18 protein-coding genes and 1 tRNA gene are annotated in these 18,834 nt (G+C 60.2%); 11 read left to right on the top strand and 8 right to left on the bottom strand.

Annotated features, from left to right (window positions below):
* The first annotated feature begins 729 nt into the window (after nucleotides 1-729).
* The 3 genes from Q8O96_RS01285 to Q8O96_RS01295 all read left to right on the top strand — a co-directional run bounded on the left by Q8O96_RS01285 (nucleotide 730) and on the right by Q8O96_RS01295 (nucleotide 4,933).
* Complete coding sequence (locus tag Q8O96_RS01285) at nucleotides 730-1,935, top strand: acetyl-CoA C-acetyltransferase (protein ID WP_102863878.1); 1,206 nt, start codon at nucleotides 730-732, stop codon at nucleotides 1,933-1,935.
* A gap of 25 nt (nucleotides 1,936-1,960) precedes the next feature.
* Complete coding sequence (locus tag Q8O96_RS01290; protein ID WP_305948234.1) at nucleotides 1,961-4,105, top strand: 3-hydroxyacyl-CoA dehydrogenase NAD-binding domain-containing protein; 2,145 nt, start codon at nucleotides 1,961-1,963, stop codon at nucleotides 4,103-4,105.
* A gap of 105 nt (nucleotides 4,106-4,210) precedes the next feature.
* Nucleotides 4,211-4,933, top strand: coding sequence for an amidotransferase (locus Q8O96_RS01295; protein ID WP_102863876.1), 723 nt, complete (start codon nucleotides 4,211-4,213; stop codon nucleotides 4,931-4,933).
* A 41-nt stretch (nucleotides 4,934-4,974) separates the two neighbouring features.
* On the opposite strand, the gene Q8O96_RS01300 is transcribed toward Q8O96_RS01295, so the two are convergent.
* From Q8O96_RS01300 to Q8O96_RS01310, 3 genes are all read right to left on the bottom strand, one after another.
* On the bottom strand, nucleotides 4,975-5,946 hold the full coding sequence (locus Q8O96_RS01300; protein WP_102863875.1) for a magnesium and cobalt transport protein CorA: 972 nt from the start codon (nucleotides 5,944-5,946) through the stop codon (nucleotides 4,975-4,977).
* 158 nt (nucleotides 5,947-6,104) lie between these two features.
* Nucleotides 6,105-6,827: a 1-acyl-sn-glycerol-3-phosphate acyltransferase gene (locus tag Q8O96_RS01305; protein WP_305948235.1), complete on the bottom strand. Its 723-nt coding sequence runs from the start codon at nucleotides 6,825-6,827 to the stop codon at nucleotides 6,105-6,107.
* A gap of 212 nt (nucleotides 6,828-7,039) precedes the next feature.
* Nucleotides 7,040-7,729: a crotonase/enoyl-CoA hydratase family protein gene (locus tag Q8O96_RS01310; RefSeq protein ID WP_102878956.1), complete on the bottom strand. Its 690-nt coding sequence runs from the start codon at nucleotides 7,727-7,729 to the stop codon at nucleotides 7,040-7,042.
* Between the two features lie 319 nt (nucleotides 7,730-8,048).
* On the opposite strand from Q8O96_RS01310, the gene Q8O96_RS01315 reads away from it, so the two are divergent.
* A tRNA-Ser gene (locus Q8O96_RS01315) sits at nucleotides 8,049-8,138 on the top strand.
* 437 nt (nucleotides 8,139-8,575) lie between these two features.
* Here Q8O96_RS01315 and Q8O96_RS01320 read toward each other — a convergent pair.
* A complete protein-coding gene (locus Q8O96_RS01320) occupies nucleotides 8,576-8,845 on the bottom strand; it encodes a hypothetical protein (RefSeq protein WP_102863872.1) in 270 nt (89 codons plus the stop codon).
* 533 nt (nucleotides 8,846-9,378) lie between these two features.
* Between Q8O96_RS01320 and Q8O96_RS01325 the strand changes: the two genes are divergently transcribed.
* From Q8O96_RS01325 to Q8O96_RS01345, 5 genes are all read left to right on the top strand, one after another.
* On the top strand, nucleotides 9,379-9,564 hold the full coding sequence (locus tag Q8O96_RS01325; RefSeq protein WP_102863871.1) for a hypothetical protein: 186 nt from the start codon (nucleotides 9,379-9,381) through the stop codon (nucleotides 9,562-9,564).
* A gap of 466 nt (nucleotides 9,565-10,030) precedes the next feature.
* Nucleotides 10,031-10,495, top strand: a complete 465-nt coding sequence (locus Q8O96_RS01330) for a hypothetical protein (protein WP_243433774.1) — start codon at nucleotides 10,031-10,033, stop codon at nucleotides 10,493-10,495.
* A 397-nt stretch (nucleotides 10,496-10,892) separates the two neighbouring features.
* Entirely contained in the window at nucleotides 10,893-11,258 is a 366-nt protein-coding gene (locus Q8O96_RS01335; RefSeq protein WP_102863869.1) for a glycine zipper domain-containing protein, read from the top strand.
* A gap of 110 nt (nucleotides 11,259-11,368) precedes the next feature.
* Entirely contained in the window at nucleotides 11,369-11,530 is a 162-nt protein-coding gene (locus Q8O96_RS01340; RefSeq protein ID WP_305948236.1) for a hypothetical protein, read from the top strand.
* A gap of 159 nt (nucleotides 11,531-11,689) precedes the next feature.
* The gene (locus tag Q8O96_RS01345; RefSeq protein WP_305948237.1) at nucleotides 11,690-12,385 is read left to right on the top strand and encodes an HAD-IA family hydrolase; all 696 of its coding nucleotides are present in this window, start codon (nucleotides 11,690-11,692) and stop codon (nucleotides 12,383-12,385) included.
* Nucleotides 12,386-12,520: 135 nt separating this feature from the next.
* On the opposite strand, the gene Q8O96_RS01350 is transcribed toward Q8O96_RS01345, so the two are convergent.
* Nucleotides 12,521-13,267, bottom strand: a complete 747-nt coding sequence (locus Q8O96_RS01350) for a 3-oxoacyl-ACP reductase family protein (RefSeq protein WP_102863867.1) — start codon at nucleotides 13,265-13,267, stop codon at nucleotides 12,521-12,523.
* A 126-nt stretch (nucleotides 13,268-13,393) separates the two neighbouring features.
* Here Q8O96_RS01350 and Q8O96_RS01355 point away from each other — a divergent pair, with 126 nt between their 5' ends.
* On the top strand, nucleotides 13,394-14,317 hold the full coding sequence (locus Q8O96_RS01355) for a LysR family transcriptional regulator (protein WP_102863866.1): 924 nt from the start codon (nucleotides 13,394-13,396) through the stop codon (nucleotides 14,315-14,317).
* Nucleotides 14,318-14,353: 36 nt separating this feature from the next.
* Here the strand turns inward: Q8O96_RS01355 and Q8O96_RS01360 are convergent, their stop codons facing one another.
* The 3 genes from Q8O96_RS01360 to Q8O96_RS01370 form a co-directional block, all read right to left on the bottom strand.
* The gene (locus Q8O96_RS01360) at nucleotides 14,354-15,082 is read right to left on the bottom strand and encodes an aspartate/glutamate racemase family protein (RefSeq protein WP_102863865.1); all 729 of its coding nucleotides are present in this window, start codon (nucleotides 15,080-15,082) and stop codon (nucleotides 14,354-14,356) included.
* Nucleotides 15,083-15,137: 55 nt separating this feature from the next.
* Nucleotides 15,138-16,685, bottom strand: coding sequence for an NCS1 family nucleobase:cation symporter-1 (locus tag Q8O96_RS01365; RefSeq protein WP_102863864.1), 1,548 nt, complete (start codon nucleotides 16,683-16,685; stop codon nucleotides 15,138-15,140).
* Between the two features lie 526 nt (nucleotides 16,686-17,211).
* On the bottom strand, nucleotides 17,212-17,946 hold the full coding sequence (locus Q8O96_RS01370; protein ID WP_221808869.1) for a phosphoadenylyl-sulfate reductase: 735 nt from the start codon (nucleotides 17,944-17,946) through the stop codon (nucleotides 17,212-17,214).
* Between the two features lie 175 nt (nucleotides 17,947-18,121).
* Between Q8O96_RS01370 and thrH the strand changes: the two genes are divergently transcribed.
* Nucleotides 18,122-18,739 carry a bifunctional phosphoserine phosphatase/homoserine phosphotransferase ThrH gene (thrH, locus tag Q8O96_RS01375; protein ID WP_102863862.1) on the top strand — a complete coding sequence of 206 codons (618 nt, stop codon included), beginning with the start codon at nucleotides 18,122-18,124 and terminating at the stop codon, nucleotides 18,737-18,739.
* Nucleotides 18,740-18,834: the final 95 nt, after the last annotated feature.

Raw genomic sequence — 18,834 nt, forward strand, 5'->3', positions numbered from 1 at the left:
GTCGCGTTTGACCAGGGTATCTTCGGCTTCCAGGGCATGCTGGCCAGTGTCGCTTTAGCTCACCACCGTGGCGTTGGGGGCCAGCACCACGTTGCGCAACTGCTGGGCCAGGCCCTCGGCACCGATGCTGTTAACGTCCTCCAGTTCCTCGGGAAGACTGGCACGCAAAACTGTCCCCCGGTAGGAACCGGGGGGCGATTTTCTATCTCGTTGGTCGAGCAGCCACAGATCAGCCGATCACTTTGGTGAGGTTCGGCAAGATCAGCAGCAGTGTGGTTGCAAAGAGAATGAGCCCCGCCTGGCGTACTTTCGAATGTTTGAACATGGCTGAATGCCTTTTGTTGTTATTCCTGAGCATCTATGCACGCCGGTCGCTGTTTTTTTACGATGAGCCGGCTATGTGTCCTTTTTCTGATCTGTCCCGGCGCAGAATCCGTCTGGGACTTCCTACAGTTTCTACCTTAGGGGCCTTGAATCCTCTGGCTTAGATCCAATTCGTATGAAGTTATAGCTGCACTTTCTGAAAAAGCTATAAATCCGCCCGCATACCGCGTGGCCGCCCTTTGGCTAGACAGCTCGCGACCCTTCATCGGTGGATCGCTTAGCTGCCTACCGTTCGTCTGAGCGTCACCGTCAAGGCGGCTGAGCGCATCGGTCATTGAATCCGTCGCTGCCGCGCCTAATGTGGGAGCTCGACATTTCCCCCCTGGATAGCGGTTCGAGGACGTCATGACCCAAGCTTTGATATTCGATGCGTTACGCACGCCCCGTGGCAAAGGCAAGGCTGATGGCGCCTTGCACAGTGTGAAACCGGTGAATCTGGTAGCCGGCCTGTTGCGGGCCCTGCAACAACGTTGCGAGCTGGACACCAGCCAGGTGGACGACGTGGTCCTGGGCTGCGTGACCCCCATCGGCGATCAAGGGGCCGATATCGCCAAGACCGCCGTCCAGGCAGCGGACTGGGATGTGAGCGTGGCGGGGGTGCAGATCAATCGCTTCTGCGCCTCGGGGCTGGAGGCGGTCAACCTGGGCGCGATGAAGGTGCTCTCGGGCTTCGAGGAACTGGTGGTGGTCGGTGGCGTCGAGTCCATGTCGCGGGTCCCCATGGGCAGTGATGGCGGCGCCTGGGTACTGGACCCAGAGACCAACATGCACAGTCATTTCACGCCCCAGGGGATAGGTGCCGACCTGATTGCGACCCTGGAAGGTTTCTCTCGCGAGGACGTCGACCGCTTTGCCCTGCAATCCCAGCAGAAGGCTGCCCGTGCGCGCTCCAGCGGTGCCTTCGGCAAGTCCCTGGTGCCGGTTCAGGACCAGAACGGCATCGTGCTGCTGGACCATGACGAGTTCATTCGTGCCGATTCGACCCTGGAAGGCCTGGGCAACCTCAAGCCGAGTTTCGAGATGATGGGGCAGATGGGCTTCGACGCCACTGCGCTGCGGGTCTACAGCCATGTGGAACGCATCAACCATGTGCACACCCCGGGCAACAGCTCAGGAATCGTCGACGGTGCGGCGCTGATGCTCATCGGCTCGCAAGCCAAGGGCCGGGAGCTGGGACTCAAGCCCCGGGCGCGGATCGTTGCCACTGCGGTGACCAGCACCGATCCCACCATCATGCTTACCGGCCCGGCACCGGCCACTCGCAAGGCCCTGGCCAAGGCCGGGCTGCGAGTCGAGGACATCGACCTGTTCGAGGTCAACGAAGCCTTTGCCTCGGTGGTGCTCAAGTTCATCAAGGACATGGCCATCGATCCGGCCAAGGTCAACGTCAACGGCGGCTCCATCGCCATGGGCCATCCACTGGGCGCCACCGGTTGCGCAATTCTCGGCACCTTGCTCGACGAGCTGGAAGTCCGGCGCCAGCGCTATGGCCTGGCCACCCTGTGTGTCGGCGGCGGTATGGGTATCGCCACCATCATCGAACGCCTCTGAGCCCCGACTTCAAGGAATTTCCTTCATGACCGATGCCATCCGTTACGAAAAGGGCCAGGACCAGATCGTTGTCCTGACCATCGATATGCCGGGCCAGAGCGCCAATACCATGAACGCGGTGTACCGCGATGCCATGGCCGCTGCCGTGGCCCGGCTGCAGGCCGAACAGGATTCCATTGCCGGGGTGATCATTACCTCGGCGAAAAAGACCTTCTTTGCCGGTGGTGACCTCAATGAGCTGATCAAGGTCGGCAAGCCGCAGGCCAAGGCCTTTTACGACATGGTGCTGACCCTCAAGGGCCAGTTGCGTGCCCTGGAGACCCTGGGCAAGCCCGTGGTCGCCGCGATCAACGGCGCCGCCCTGGGCGGTGGCTGGGAGATCTGTCTGGCCTGCCATCGCCGAATTGCACTGGACGACAAGTCGCTACAGATCGGTCTGCCGGAAGTGACCCTGGGCCTGCTGCCCGGTGGCGGTGGCGTGGTGCGCATGGTGCGCATGCTGGGCCTGGAGAAGGCCTTGCCTTATTTGCTGGAGGGCAAGAAAGTGCGTGCGCAGCAGGCGCTGCAGGCTGGCCTGATCGACGAACTGGCGACAGACCGCGACGACCTGCTGGCCAGGGCTCGGGCCTGGATTCAGGCCAACCCGGCCGCCAGGCAACCTTGGGATGTGCGCGGTCATCAGATTCCCGGAGGCACGCCGGCGAACCCGAAAGTGGCGCAAATGCTGGCCATCGCCCCGTCGATCCTGCGGAACAAGACCCAGGGCTGCTTCCCGGCACCGGAGAAGATCCTCTGCGCCGCCGTTGAAGGCGCCCAGGTGGACTTCGACACCGCGCAACTGATCGAGACCCGCTACTTCACCGAGCTGACCACCGGCCAGGTGGCGAAGAACATGATCGGCACCTTCTGGTTCCAGCTCAACCAGATCAATGCCGGCGGTTCACGTCCTCAAGGCATAGCGCCGCAGACCACGAAAAAACTCGGGGTACTCGGTGCCGGGATGATGGGCGCGGGGATTGCCTACGTCAGTGCCGTCGCAGGCATCGAGGTGGTGCTAAAGGATATAAGCCGCGAAGCGGCGGAGAAGGGCAAGGCCCACGCGGCAGCGTTACTGGAGAAAAAAGTCGCGCGCGGACACATGAGCAACGAGCAGCGCGAGGCAATCTTGGCGCGGATTCTCACCACGGCTGAAGAGACCGACCTGGCCGGCTGCGACCTGATCATCGAAGCCGTATTCGAGGATCGAGAACTCAAGGCCAAGGTGTCCAGGGCTGCCCAGCAGGTGGTCGGCGCGGACGCCGTGATTGCCTCCAACACCTCCACCTTGCCCATTACCGGGCTGGCCACCGCAGTACCCAATCCGGACAAGTTCATCGGTCTGCATTTCTTCAGCCCGGTGGAGAAAATGCCTCTGGTGGAAATCATCAAAGGGGCGAAGACCAGCGATGAAACCCTGGCTCGAGGTTTCGACTTCGTCCTGCAGATCAAGAAGACCCCGATTGTGGTCAATGACAGCCGCGGTTTCTTCACCTCCCGGGTGTTCGGTACGTTTACCAACGAAGGCATCGCCATGCTGGGCGAAGGCATCGCGGCACCGATGATCGAAGCCGAGGCGCGCAAGGCCGGGATGCCCGTCGGACCGCTGGCAATCTCCGATGAGGTTTCCCTGAGCCTGATGAGTCATATTCGCCAGCAGACCACCAAGGACTTGCAGGCCGAAGGCCGGCCTGCCATCGAGCATCCGGCATTTGCCGTGATCGATTTGTTGCTCAACGAATACAAGCGAGCGGGCAAGGCTGCCGGAGGCGGCTTCTACGACTACCCGGCCGGCGGCCAGAAGCACCTGTGGCCACAATTGCACACGCGCTTCTACAAGGCCGACGGGCAGATCTCGCCCCAGGATGTGCGCGACCGCCTGCTGTTCATCCAGGCCATCGAAACCGTGCGCTGTGTGGAGGAGGGCGTGTTGCAGTCCACCGCTGACGCCAATATCGGCTCGATCTTTGGTATCGGTTTTGCGGCCTGGAGCGGTGGCGCCCTGCAGTTCATCAATCAGTACGGGGTGCAGGATTTCGTCGCTCGTGCGCAGTACCTGGCGGAGCAGTACGGCGAGCGTTTCACTCCGCCGACGCTGCTTCTGGAAAAGGCCCGCCAGGGCCAGTTGTTCTGACGCAGACATGCAGTAAATGACCCGCCCCGGGGCTTGCCTTGCCGTGGTATTTCAAGGCAGGCTCTGGGGTGTTCATTATTGCCATCGCCTTGTCAGGAATTTTTTATGTCGCTACGCATCTGCATTCTTGAAACCGATATCCTGCGTCCCGAACTGGTCGATCAATATCAGGGTTACGGGCAGATGTTCCAGCGTCTGTTTTCCCAGCAGCCCATCGCCGCCCAGTTCAGCGTCTACAACGTGGTCCAGGGCGAGTATCCCGGCGATGAGCTGGAGTTCGATGCCTATCTGGTGACGGGCAGCAAGGCCGATTCCTTCGGTACCGATCCCTGGATCGAAACCCTCAGGACCTATCTTTTGGGTCGCTACGAGCGCGGCGACAAGCTGTTGGGCATCTGCTTTGGTCATCAGTTGCTGGCGTTGCTCCTGGGGGGCAAGAGCGAGCGGGCGGTTCAGGGCTGGGGCGTGGGAACCCACAGCTACAAGTTGGCGGCCAAGGCCCCGTGGATGAGCCCGGTGGTGGAGGAACTGACCCTGTTGATCAGTCACCAGGACCAGGTCACCGCGTTGCCGGAAAATGCCACGGTGATCGCCTCCAGCGATTTCTGCCCCTTCGCGGCCTACCACATCAACGACCAGGTGCTGTGCTTCCAGGGGCATCCCGAGTTCATCCACGATTACTCCCGGGCCCTGCTGGATCTGCGCCAGGAGTTTCTCGGCGAGCAGATCTACCAGAAAGGCGTGGCCAGCCTTGAGCACGATCATCACGGCACCACCGTTGCGGAGTGGATGATGCGCTTCGTCGCTCACAAGCCTGAAGCCGCCTGAGTGCGCCCGTGGCCCTGCCGCAAGGGCAGGGCCATCGTCCCTCAGAGCCAGCCTGAGCGCTTGAAGCTGGCCCAGAGACCGACACAGCCGACACTGATGAAGCCTAATACCCCAAAGTAGCCGTAGTGCCAGCTCAGTTCCGGCATGTTCTGGAAGTTCATCCCGTAGATCCCGGCTACCGCTGTTGGAAACGCCAGGATCGCCGCCCAGGCGGCGAACTTGCGTTGCACGATGCTTTGCCGGGAAGCCTCCAGCAGCACGCCGATCTCGATGGTCTGGCTGGCGATGTCGCGCAGGGTCGACAGGTCTTCCATCTGCCGAGTGACATGAATCTGCACATCACGGAAGTACGGGCGCATGTTCTTGTCGATGAACGGAAAGCTGAGCTTCTGCAACTCCTCGCTGATCTCCACCATGGGCGCCACATAACGGCGCAGGCGCAGCACGTCGCGGCGCAGGCCGTGAAGGTTCTGGATATCGCGCTCGTTCAGTGAGTTGCTCAGCACATTGCGTTCCAGCTCGTCGATTTCCCCGTGGATGGCCTCGCTGACCGGCTGGTAGTTCTCGGTGACGAAGTCCAGCAAGGCATAGAGGACGAAGTCTTCGCCGTGCTCGAGCAACAGTGGGCGCGCCTCGCAGCGCTGGCGGACATAGCCGTAGGAAGCCGATTGGCCGTTGCGGGCGGTGATGATGTAACCGTTGCCGGCAAAGATGTGGGTTTCGATGAACTCCAGCTTGCCGTCGGTCCGCACGGGGGAGTAGGTGACGATGAACAGTGCGTCGCCGAAGGTTTCCAGCTTGGGCCGACTGTGTTTCTCCAGGGCGTCCTCAATGGCCAGTTCGTGCAGGTTGAACTGGCGCTGCAGATTGGCCAGCTCGTGGGCATTGGGTTCTTCCAGGCCGATCCAGACGAAGTGGCCGGGTTTTGCGGCCCAGGCAGCCCCTTCGTCGAGGCTGATATCAGCGACTTTCTTCCCGCCGCTATAAACGGCGGCAGCAACAACTCTACCCATGGTTGCGGTTCACTTCTTCTTATCAATGGTGGCGATGACAGATCAGCAGCAGCTTAGCCTGCAATGCAGCATCAGAGTCACTGGCGCAGCTTGAGTTCGGCGACAAATAAAAGCCCGCACGAGGCGGGCTTGGTGGCGTCACAGATGGGCCGGCGGTTTCAGGCCGCTTGCAGTTGGCGATCCATGTCGGCAATGCACTCGCGCATCTGCTCGCGGCACTGGGCAATCAGCAAGGGCATGTCGTCCATGGTCAGCCCGGCCGTGGGGATAGCCGGCAGCGAACGGATAAGGATCTTGCCACTGTTCCAGCGGTTCAGGTGCATGTGCTTGATGTAGCTGCTGACGCACACCGGCACGATCGGCACGCCGGCGGCGATGGCCATCTGGAAGGCGCCTTTCTTGAAGGGCAGCAGGTCTTCGCCGAAGTTGCGTGTGCCCTCCGGGAAGACCCAGATCGAGGTGTTCTTGTGCTGCAGGGTCTGGGTGGTGGTGAGCATCGAGCGTCGGGCCTTGTGCGGGTTGCCGCGATCGATCAGAACATTGCCCGCCAACCAGAACAGTTGGCCGAACAAAGGCACCCATTTCAGGCTCTTCTTGCCGATGCACACGGTGCGCCGTGGTACCACGTTGCCGAACACGAACAGGTCGTAGTTGGACTGGTGGTTGGCGATGATCACGCAGCTCTCGGGTTTGTCCATCAGTGGCCCGACTTCGGCTTTGACCCTCAGGCGCAGAATGCACATCGCCGGCCAGGCGTAGAGGCGGGCGCACAGGCGGCTGTTGTCGGGGTTGAACGGGCGGCACAGTCCCAGCAGCAGGCCCAGGCTGCCGGCCAGGATAAAGTGCAGGCCCATCAACGACATGCGAAACAGATACAGCATCTAAACGGCCCACCGGGGACAAAAGGTGGCGCAGTGTACGGATGTGCACTGTTTTCGGCAATTACCGTTCTCAGCCGGGAGATGGGCGATGTTTAAGGGCATGTTTCCGACTGCGATGGCTGGCAGCAGTCTAGAGCGGTGGGCGCTGGGTGTTCAGGCCAATGCAAAAAGCCCGACACGCAGGTCGGGCTGGATCGGGGAAGGCAGGTGTTTTAGCCCAGGTGTTCCTGATCCTGGATGATGGCGTTGTCCAAAGTCTCCAGCAGCGCCTTGCGCACTTTCAGCTTGGTGTTCTTGTGGGCCAGCATGTTGATTTTCTTCAGTTGACGCGCGGCAGCCAGGGCGGCGCCTTGCAGTTCCTCGGCGCTCACCACCTTGTCGAGGAAGCCGGCATCCACAGCACTCTGGGGATCGAACATCTCGCCATTGATCACCGAGCGATGAAAGGCCGAGCGCCGCAGACGGTCACGGGCCAGCTCGATCCCCGCGTGGTGCATGGTCATGCCGATCTGTACTTCATTGAGGCCGATGCTGAACGGCCCGTCGACGCCGATACGGTAGTCCGCCGACAGCAGCAGGAACGCGCCCTTGGCCACAGCGTGGCCGGGGCAGGCGACGATCACCGGGAAGGGGTGGGACAGCAGGCGGCGAGCCAGGGTCGAACCCAGGGTCACCAGCGCCACGGCTTCTTTGGGGCCGGCAGTCATCACTTTGAGATCGTAGCCACCGGAAAGAATCCCTGGCTGACCGGTAATGATCACCACTGCGCGATCGGCCGTTGCTTGATCCAGCGCGGCATTGAAAGCGGCAATCACGTCCGGGGAGATGGCATTGACCTTGCCATTGCTCAAGGTCAGGGTCGCGATACCGTCTTCGAGATGGTAGGAAATCAACTCACTCATGACGCAATTCCTTGTATTGAAGTGCAGCAGAAGTTACCCACCACGATAGATCTGGTAAAGCGCCGTGACTGACTGGTGAGTCAGGCTTGGGACCTGACATCGGCCTGTATGGCGCTGCGGGTAACGGGTGGTTTCTTCTATATAGCTGTAGGCAAGGCTGGAGAATGGCCGGTTTGCCTTGTCGTCGATGGAGGGCGAAGCCCCTTCAAGCAGGGATCGGCCTTAAGCGCATGAAAATTCTGAAAAAAAAGTTTGCCATCTGAAAAGCTATCGACTACATTAGCGCGCCTCGACAGACTGAATCGGTTTGAAGAGATACGGTGAAGTGTCCGAGTGGCTTAAGGAGCACGCCTGGAAAGTGTGTATACAGGAAACTGTATCGAGAGTTCGAATCTCTCCTTCACCGCCACATTCTACAAACACAAACCCCTGATTTTCCTAGAGAAAGTCGGGGGTTTGTGGTTTTTGGCGTCTGAATAATCTCCCTCTGGGACCCGCATGGGGCCGTTGGGTGTTTTTCAGTGGCGTCGGGTGGATAACAACTGGTTAAGCGTTGCCCCCTTGTGCAGTGAATGAGCTGTATATATCTCGGCGAAATGGCCGAGGTCGAATTCACTGAGCGTTGTCCGCGGCAGCATACACATGGAAAGGTATTTTGTAGCTCAAGTCCCATTTCGAAGACGCAACAAGGGTTGCCTCTAAACCAGAAGCAATTGTCTGCTGGCGAGGGCTATTGCCGGGTAAAAAGTATGAGGGCGTCTGTATCTTCGAAGTCGTGTGTGGCTGGGCTGACAGGCTCTGGTGCGTGCTGACTGCGTAAGTCGCGCACCAGGCCTGTCAGAATAGTTACCACTGGCCGCTTATGAGACAGCCGACGATTTCCCAGCCGCTGTATTCCCACCAGGAATATCGATCATCAGAGCAACTACTGGCCAGGCTGGCCATCTGGATTTCGCCAGTTGTCTGATGGGGTCCGAAAGGAGTGTCAACTGAGGCTGTCATCTGATTGACGGTCTGGGGAGCCTTGATCGGGGCCTGATGCACGGAGGCGTTCGCGACAGTTGCGGTGAAAGCGAGCGTCGCGGAAACGGCCAGAACAGTTATGGAATTTTTCATGTTCGAATCCTTTCAGTTGGCTGATATGCGGCTTATGCATAGCCTGACCTGCCTTTATCAGTAATCCGAACAGATCGGGCACGCGCGTAATGTGACGCCATGAAAGCCTACCACCGCGCGACCTCCTGTTCAGTCGCTCAACAGCACTATTGACAAGCTGGTAATGGTCTGGATTTTTCTCATGGAAAGAGCTGCCCAAGGGTTCGAATTTGACGAGCCTGGTGTAGATGCTCTCCCTGAAAATGTCTCCATTTCTAGACTTGTACGCCACCACTTCATAAGGCAATTGGATGCCAAGCCCCCGCTGATTTCTGAATGGACGTGCTGCCATATCAAGCGGTCGTCGGGTTCATGAGCCCGGAAATGTGCTCTGGATCATTTTTTCCTCTGATGCCTTGCCACTCGTCGGCACTTGTCTGGTTTGGAGGGCAGGTCGACAAATGACTGGCTAGTCTGAATTTCCGTGACGGTCAGTATTTTCCAGGCAATCAGGAGCTTGCCGGTACTGATCGGTTGTTGGAGGGAGCTGGGATATGAGGAGTCTTGCCTATATCGAAGACAACGGGGATGAGTTCCCAATCAACAACTTGGTGCGTTGCGGTCAGGCCGCATTTGAAGTCGAAGAACAATCCCGAGTCAGTAGCAGAAAGAAAACTGCGCCGCTGCCGGTAGCCAGTAATACCATGTTCTTTCCCAAGGCAACGCCAAAGAGAAAGTGATTTTAAGTTTTGAGTGCCCCGTTAGATACGGGGCTTTTTATTGCCCGCAAAATGTTAAATCTGGATGTCTATCAGGATTGATAGTTGTAATCCGAAAAGATGGGTGATTTGAGAGAGGTCCAGATATTGCCAATAGTCCTGTTGGCGATAAAGTTTCCCGTTTGCACCGCGCGATACTCTGTGATGGGTTTTCTGTCGCGCTGCTAGAGCTGAGGGCTGGTCGCCAAGCAGCCCGGTCCATTTGCGGTGGTTGGTTGAGGTCATAACTTTCTTGTCATTGTTTGTGTATTAATCTTTTTTTAGATTTTGGGTAGTCGTATTAATTGTTTGTCGCCAGTGAGATGGCTTAAGTAAAGAGAGATCCTTTGTGTTTTTGGGAAATCTCTTATCTCAATTGGCTATAACTGGCGATATGTTCCTTATCCCGATTCAAACGGGGCTGCGCATCCAGCGATGATGCCTTTATATGAAAAGCGATAAGGAAATAAACGTGAAAGCTATTTTCAAACTCCTCGCACTGTCCACTCTCGTAGCCGCAGCCACTGGTTGCACCAGCTACAACATCAGCCAGCCATCGTCGCCCATCGATAGCCAGGTCAAGGCTGACCTGAAAGCAGATGTAGCAGTGGGCGAGGCAATCTCGGGCCAGTCGTCGGTGAATATCCTCTTTGGTTTCCTGCAGTTTGGTGGCGATAGCCAGTTTGCTGATGGCGTGACCTACGGTGGCGATACTGGCGGCGGCCTGGGTGGTCTGGGCCTGGATCCAGTGAGTGCGGTCAAGTCGGCTGCTGCCTTCAAGGCAGTCAAGTCTTCCGGTGCCGACCTGATCGTGGCTCCACGCTATGAAGTCAGCGAAGAAAACTACTTCGTCTTCAAGAAAGTCTCGGTCACTGTCAAAGGCAACAAGGGCAGCATTCGCAGCATTCGCTGAGATCACTGTTGCCAGTGAGCGATCAGGCCGTTATCGAAGCAGTGGCGGGGTAGCCAACCAAGGGGCTGGCCTGTATTGATCGGCTTCGAGCATCTTCAGAAGGTGAACTGAAGATGTTGGCAGGATGGGAAATTGTGTGATCCGCGTCTGTTGCTCCCAGTCGCGGGTACTTTTCACAGAATCTTCACATCTGCCTGCGTACGCTCAAACCATCCGTTAAAAGCAGTACCCCTAGCCCGTTCCCCAGCGGGCTTTTTTTTGCGCGACGATAAAACTCTTTTAGAATCCGCGGTCCAACCCACCGGAGAGCAACCGGGTGTTGCCGTTACGCTCCGCAGCGGGTGGCGCGCGCTGGGCTTTTGTGTCAGTTCGACAGTCTTTTTTTGAGGTTCAAGTCATGCGTTCAACTTTACCTGCCCTGGTTGTAGGACTTCTGCTGGCTCAAGGTGCGATGGCTGGCGATGGCACTGCCGCCATTGGTGGTGGTCTTGGCGGTGCACTGGGCAATGTGGTCGGGCAACAGCTCGGCGGCAGCACCGGGGCGGCTATTGGTGCGGGTGTGGCCGGGGCGGCCGGTAGTGCGGCGGGGGCGCGCAAGGGCAGTCGGACCAAGGCTGCGATTGGCGGTGGCCTGGGCTCGGCTGGTGGCTCGCTGATCGGCAATCGCCTGGGCGGCAGCACTGGGTCCACCGTGGGTGCCGGCATTGGTGGTGCAGCGGGTGGGGCCCTGGGGAGCAGCATGGGGCACAAGAAGCGTCATTGATTTAGGCTCTCGTTCAAAAATAGCCCGGCCCCGCGCCGGGTTTTTTGTGCGCGTTGCCCAGGGCTTCGCCATACTTGATGCAGCCCGTCCCGCTGTTTAAGGAGAGGATCATGCCCCGTGAAATGCCCGCTAATGTCGAGCCCGGCCCAGCGACACCGTTGGTGATCAACGACCCGGGGAATGAAGATCCCGGCTCCTTGATGGATGATGCGCTGGTGCCACTGCAGGAAGGGCCTGAAGAAGGAGAGAGCGAGCTCGATCCTGGCGACTGAAACTATCCCGCCTCTCGCACTCTGTGCCTTGCCCCTCGGTTGCTCCTGACCCAGCCCCGCCGCTATGCTGCTGAATCCTTTAATTGACGCGTTGCCGAACATAACGGGCCGTACCTGAGCCGCTCCCTGGAATGTACTTTTGCTAACGGATCAGATGCGATGAATGCACAGTTGAATGATTTGGGACCGATCAAGGCGGTCATTTTCGATATGGACGGTCTGCTCCTGGATACCGAAGGTATCTACACTGAGATCACGCAGTTGATCGCCGAGCGTTATGGCCGCACCTACGATTGGACCATCAAGCAAAACATCATCGGACGCGGTGCCGCCGATCTGGCGCGTTACGTGGTCGAGGCCCTGGACCTGCCCATCAGCGCCGAAGAGTTCCTGGTCATGCGCGAGCCCTTGATGCGTGAGCGCTTTCCTCGAGCCGAGGCCATGCCGGGGGCTCAGCAACTGGTACGCCATTTGAAGCAGCACCAGGTGCCAATCGCAGTGGGCACCAGCTCGTCGCAGAAGTCCTTCGGCGAGAAAATCACCCGCCATGGCGATTGGTTTGCGCTGTTCGACACCATTGTCACCGCCGATGACCCGGAAGTGACGGCGGCCAAGCCGGCGCCGGATATCTTCCTCACCGCGGCCCGGCGCCTGGGGGTAGCCCCAGGGGAGTGCCTGGTGTTCGAGGACTCGCCCTTCGGCGTGACGGCTGCCAAGGCCGCAGGGATGCGGGTGCTTGCGGTGCCCGATCCGGCCATGGCGGATAGCAAGTTCGCCCACGCTGACGGGATTCTGCGCTCGCTCACGGGGTTTCAGCCCGCCGTCTGTGGTTTGCCGCATCTGGTGTGGGCCTGAGGTCGCAAGGAAACGGGTAGGGAGAAAGGAAGGCGTTGCCAGTCGGTTCGCCCTCTGCGGCAGCCGTTGGCGGATGCCGCGCAAGCAACCGGGCCACCCGCTACAGGTGGCCCGGTTTTTTTTTGCGTTGACGGATCAGGCGCTGAAACCGCCGTCGATGCTCAAGCTGGCGCCAGTGATGTAGGCCGCTTCGGGCCCGGCGAGATAGGCCACGAAGCCAGCGATTTCTTCGGCGCGGCCATAGCGACGCACGGCCATGAGATCCAGCAGGCTTTCGGCAAAGGCGCCGTCGGCCGGGTTCATGTCGGTGTCCACCGGGCCGGGCTGGACGTTGTTGATGGTGATGCCCCGTGGTCCCAGGTCCCGCGCCAGGCCTTTGGTCAGGCCCACCAGCGCGGCCTTGCTCATGGCGTAGGGACCGCCACCGGCGAAGGGCATGCGCTCGGCATTGGTGCTGCCGATATTGATGATGCGTCCGCCTTCGCCCATGTGCCGCGCAGCCTCCTGGGTGGCGATGAATACGCTGCGGATATTGATGGCCAGGGTCTGGTCAAAGTCTTCCAGCTTGAACTCGTCCAGCGGGGCCATTGCCAGGACCCCGGCATTGTTGACCAGGATGTCGAGGCCGCCGAAGGCCTGGGCGGTACGTTGCACGGCCTCCCGAATGGCGTCGGCGTCGGCGCTGTCGGCCTGAATGGCCAGGGCCTTGCCGCCCTTGGCGATGATGCTGTCCTGAAGGGTCTGGGCCTTGCTCGCGGAGCTGACATAGGTGAAGGCGACGCTGGCGCCTTCGGCGGCCAGGCGCTCGACGATGGCGGCGCCAATACCGCGGGAACCGCCTTGGATCAAGGCCACTTTGCCGCTGAGGTTGTGCTTGCTCATGTGTTTCTCCAGAGATTCAAGGTCGGGTTGCCTTGTGCTTGGCGTCGAGTATCGACTGCTGATTGGCCGCTGTGTAGCGGGTAATTCCTATACTCTGTGTAAACCAAAAGTATGGAATGGTCGGTGATGGAAGCTTTCGGCAGTATCGAATGTTTTGTCCGCAGCGCTGAAGTCGGCAGCTTTGCCGAGGCGGCGCGACGCCTGGGATTGACCCCGGCCGCGGTGGGGAAGAGCGTAGCCAAGCTGGAGGCGCGGGTGGGTGTGCGTCTATTCCAGCGCAGTACCCGGCGTTTGACCCTGACCGAGGCCGGACGCTTGTTCCTGGCAGAAGTCAGCGACAGCCTGCAGACCATCCAGAATGCCGTGAGCAGCCTGTCCACCGTCCAGGGGCGCCCGGCAGGCACGCTCAAGGTCAGCATGGGAACGGTATTTGGCTGTTTTTACATCGTGCCGATGCTCGCAAGCTTCCTGCAGCGTTACCCGGATATCCAGCCGGACTGGCATTTCGACAATCGCCAGGTGGACCTGATTGGCCAGGGCTTCGATGCCGCCATCGGTGGCGGTTTCGAGTTGCCACAAGGGGTGGTCGCCCGGCGCCTGGCACCGGCCCATCGGGTGCTGGTGGCCAGCCCGGCCTATCTCGCGGGGCGAGCGCCGATCCGTGATCCGGAGGACCTGCAGCATTGCCGGGGGATCCTGATCCGTTCTCCGCAGACCGGCCGCATCCGTCCCTGGCAACTCAGCGGGCGCGGCGGTGGCGTGCGCCCTTTGGAGCTCAAGGCCAGCATGACCATGAGCGATTCCGAAGCCGCCTGCGTGGCGGCCGCCCAGGACCTGGGGTTGGCCCTGGTGAGCATGCCGTTTGCCGTCAACTACCTGCGTTCCGGCGCGCTGCAACGGGTCTTGCCGGATTGGTACGTCGATGATGGCTACACCTCGATCTACTACGCCGAGCACAAGATGCTCCCGGGCAAGACCCGGGCTTTTGTCGACTTCGTCATCGAGCAGTTCGCCGAACAGGGCCTGGCGCAAACCTTCAGCGCCCTGTAGGCGCCGTCTGGCTGGCAACCCCGGGCGCTGGCTAACTCAGCGCCCCAAACGCAGCGGCCAGCCAACCACCTTTTTCGGTCGCGGCGTCGCATAGGTCCGCACCTTCGAGGTGGACAGCCCCAGGCGTACCAGGGACTCGGCGATGGTCACCGCCGCCGTGACCCCATCCACCACCGGCACTCCGGTGCGCTGGCGAATCTGTTCATCCAGCCCGGCCATGCCGCCACAGCCCAGGCAGATGACCTCGGCCTTGTCCTGGGTTACCGCCAGTTCGGCCTGGTGCACGATGGACTCCACCGCCCGCAGCGGGTCTTCCTCCAATTCCAGCACCGCGAGGCCGCTGGCTCGTACCGAAGCGCAGCGCTCATAGAGGCCGGACAGCTTGAGCCGGTCCTCGATCAGCGGCACGGTGCGATCCAGGGTGGTTACCACCGAGTAGGCATGGCCGAGGAACATCGCGGTGCTGGCGGCGGCGTCGGTGATGTCCACCACCGGCACATTCAGCAACTCCTGCAGGCCCTCGCGGCCGTGCTCGCCGTAACCGGCCTGGATCACTGCGTCATAGGGCTGGTCGTAGGCCAGCACCCGATCCATCACGGCGATGGCCGCCAGGTAGCTTTCGAAGTTGCCTTCCACCGATTCGGCGCCGAAGTAGGGGGTCAAACCGACGATTTCCGTTCCCGGTGCCGCCACGCTTTGCGCCTGGCGGGCGATGGCCTGGGTGATGGAGTCGGTGGTGTTGACGTTGACCACGAGAATGCGCATGGGGGTTCCTTGCTGGTTGGGCAGTTCAAGGCCCGGCGCACCGGGCCGTTCAGGTTCAATGACTGATGTTGTCCACGGCGATGGATTCGCCGCTGACATCGGCGTACCCGGGTTGGCGCTTGGCGATGATCAGGTACAGCAGGCCGGCGATACCGGCACCGATCAGCCAGGAAAACGGCGAGACGCTGGCAAAGCCCGGCACCAGGGCCAGCACAATGGCAATCAGCGCCGCGGGCACGAAGGCCGCCACCGCCCGCAGATTGACCCCGCGGCTGTAGAAGTACGCGCCTTGCGGGTCTTCGCTGTACAACTGCGGCACGTGGATCTGGGCTTTGCGCAGGATCCAGTAGTCCACCATGATCACCCCGTACAACGGGCCGAGCAGGGCGCCCAGGCCGGAGAGGAAGTACACGATCACCAGCGGGCTGTTGTACAGGTTCCACGGCAGGATCAGCACCGCCAGCGCCGCACTGATCAGCCCGGCGCGGCGGAAGGTCAGGTACTTGGGGGCCAGGTTGCTGAGGACGAAGGCCGGGGCGACGAAGTTGGCCATGATGTTCACCGCCACGGTGACGATCAGGAAGGCCAGGCAGCCCAGCACCAGAAACAGCGTATTGGGGATCGAGGCGATGATCTGGGTCGGGCTTTCGATGACCTGGCCGTTGATCTGGAACTGCGCGCCGCACAGCAGCACGGTGATGGTGGCAAACACCAGGATGTTCACCGGCAGGCCCCAGAAGTTGCCGACCTTGATGGTCTTGCGGCACGGCGAGGAGCGCGCGAAGTCGCAGAAATTGAGGATCAGCGTGCCGTAGATCGCCAGCCACAATGCGCCGCCGGCGAAGATCTGCCGCCACATTTCTCCGCCGGTCAAAGGTTCGCGGATCGACCAGGCAATCTGCCCGTCGGCCTGGGTGTACATCCACCCGGCGAGGCAGGCCACGGTCAGCAGAATGATCGGCCCGGCGAAGGCTTCGTAGCGGCGGATCATCTCCATGCCGTAGGCGAGGATCACCAGTTGCACCAGCCAGATCACCACGAAACAGGCCCAGCCCAGGGTCGAGAGGCCGAGGATCGAGTTGTGGTCGTAGTCGGCGAACCCCGGATGAATGGCCGTGAGCAACACGCGAAATACCACCGAGGCCAGGTAGGTCTGGATGCCGAACCAGGCGATGGCGATCACCGCGCGGATCAGTGCCGGTATCTGCGCGCCATGGATGCCGAAGCTGATGCGGCTGATCACCGGGAACGGCACCCCGGTCTTCTGTCCCATGTAGCCGGACAGGTTCATGAAGAAGTACACCAGCGCCGCGCCTATTCCCAGCGACAGGAGGATCTGCCAGCCACCCAGGCCCAGGGCGTAGAGGCCGATGGCAAAGGAGTAGTTGGCGATGTTGTGCACATCGTTGGTCCACAGGGCAAAGATGCTGTAGCCACCCCAGCGCCGGCCTTCGACCTTGGTTGGCGCCAGGTCGCGGTTGTGCAGGCGCGGGCTGAGGATGACGCTGTCCGGGTCGGTTGTGGCGATGGGCTGTTGCAGGTGGTGCGAGTGCGGCGAGGAGGGCAGATCCAGTGCGATGTTGTTGGAAGGGCTGGTGTGCATTCCGGCGGCTCCTGATTCCGGCCCCGGATGACTGTGCTTGAGCGCAAGGCTCGACAATCTTCGTCGCAGGGGTGGAATCACTGGGTTCTGGGCATCTGCAGCTTGAGTCGTGGATCAGGCGTGCGGACGGTTAGTGTATGTATGTTTTGCTATTTTTGTATACAAAACATAGGTCGACTAAAGCCACTTCTGTGCCAGTTTTGAAACTATGAAATCGGCTGCTGATTTCGTTTTGTTATGGTCTGCTCCTAACTGTATGAAAAAGATGGATTAAAAATTGACCGTTTGAACAGGTATTTATTTTTCGGCGGATGCGATTGGCTGTCGTATGAATGTTGACGGCAGAAAGGACTGTCACTTTTTGGGGCGGAGGGTGCTGAAAGTGCACACATAAATGGCACCCTTGGTGACATTTATGTGTACAGGTTTTGCGGGTGCGTCGGTTGGCGTTCCGTTTGCCGGCGAACGCGTCCTCAGGGCGAGGGGCTTTCGCCGGCAAGCCGGTTCCAGGGGAGAAGGGGGAGGGTCAGGCTTTGCTGATGAGGTTGCCGGCGTGCAGGCCGCATTCCTTCTGGGTGGCTTCTTCCCACCACCAGCGGCCTTCGCGCTCGTGCTGGTTGGGTAGTACCGGGCGGGTGCAGGGCTCGCAGCCGATGCTGATGAAGCCGCGCTCATGCAGGCTGTTGTACGGCAGTTCGAGCATGCGGATGTAGCCCCAGATCTCTTCGCTGCTCATCTGCGCCAGCGGGTTGAACTTGTACAGGGCGCGCTCTGGCGTGGAGAAGGCGCTGTCGATCTCCAGCACCGCCACCTGGCTGCGGGTGCCCGGGCTCTGGTCGCGGCGCTGGCCGGTGGCCCAGGCGCTGACGGTGGACAGTTTGCGTCGCAGCGGTTCGATCTTGCGGATGCCGCAGCATTCGCCGTGGCCGTCTTTGTAGAAGCTGAACAGGCCCTTTTCCTTGACGAAGGGTTCGAGCTTGCTGTGGTCCGGCGAGATCAGTTCGATGTCGATCTTGTAGTGTTCGCGCACCTGATCGATGAAGCGGTAGGTTTCCGGGTGCAGGCGACCGGTGTCCAGGCTGAACACCTTGACGTTCTTGTTCAGCTTCCAGGCCATGTCCACCAGCACCACATCCTCGGCGCCGCTGAAGGAGATCCACAGGTCGTCACCGAACTGGGCAAAGGCCAGCTTGAGAATGTCCTGGGCGGATTTGTTGGCATAGGTCGCGGCGAGTTCAGCGACGTCGAACGATGGGGTCATCAGGGCGGTTTCCTACAGGTCGGTGGCGCTGTGCGCTCTATAGGGGGGCGATCTTAACAAAATCCACCCGGCCCTGGCGCGCTCCTCTGCGTTGCGCCTGCGCAGGCGAATCGCTAGAGTTCGGCAGTCCTTTTGCTCGCTCAACTTCAATAATCAGAACCAATGGGAGTGTCTTGTGGAAATTGCCTGTCTCGATCTGGAAGGTGTCTTGGTCCCGGAAATCTGGATCGCCTTTGCCGAAAAAACCGGGATTGAATCCCTCAAGGCAACCACCCGGGATATTCCCGACTACGACGTATTGATGAAGCAGCGCCTGCGGATTCTCGACGAGCACGGCCTGAAGCTGTCCGACATCCAGGAAGTGATCGCCACCCTCAAGCCCCTGGACGGCGCGGTGGAGTTCGTCAACTGGCTGCGCGAACGTTTCCAGGTGGTGATCCTCTCCGACACCTTCTATGAGTTTTCCCAGCCCTTGATGCGCCAGCTGGGTTTCCCGACCTTGCTGTGTCACCGCCTGATCACCGATGACGCTGGTCGGGTGACCGGTTATCAGCTGCGCCAGAAGGACCCCAAGCGTCAATCGGTGCTGGCCTTCAAGAGCCTGTACTACCGGGTGATCGCGGCGGGGGATTCCTACAACGACACGACCATGCTCGGCGAGGCCGATGCCGGCATCCTGTTCCATGCCCCGGACAACGTGATCCGCGAGTTCCCGCAGTTCCCCGCGGTGCACAGTTTTGCCGAGCTGAAGCAGGAGTTCATCAAGGCTTCCAACCGCACCTTGAGCCTGTAAACCGCACCTGTAGCCGCTGCCGCAGGCTGCGACAAGCCCCGCAGGGGCTTCGAGGCCTCAACAGCGGCGCCTGCTTCGCAGTCGATCGCAGCCTG

Origin of the sequence: Pseudomonas sp. LPH60, assembly GCF_030718165.1 — a bacterium.
Classification (GTDB): domain Bacteria; phylum Pseudomonadota; class Gammaproteobacteria; order Pseudomonadales; family Pseudomonadaceae; genus Aquipseudomonas; species Aquipseudomonas danubii.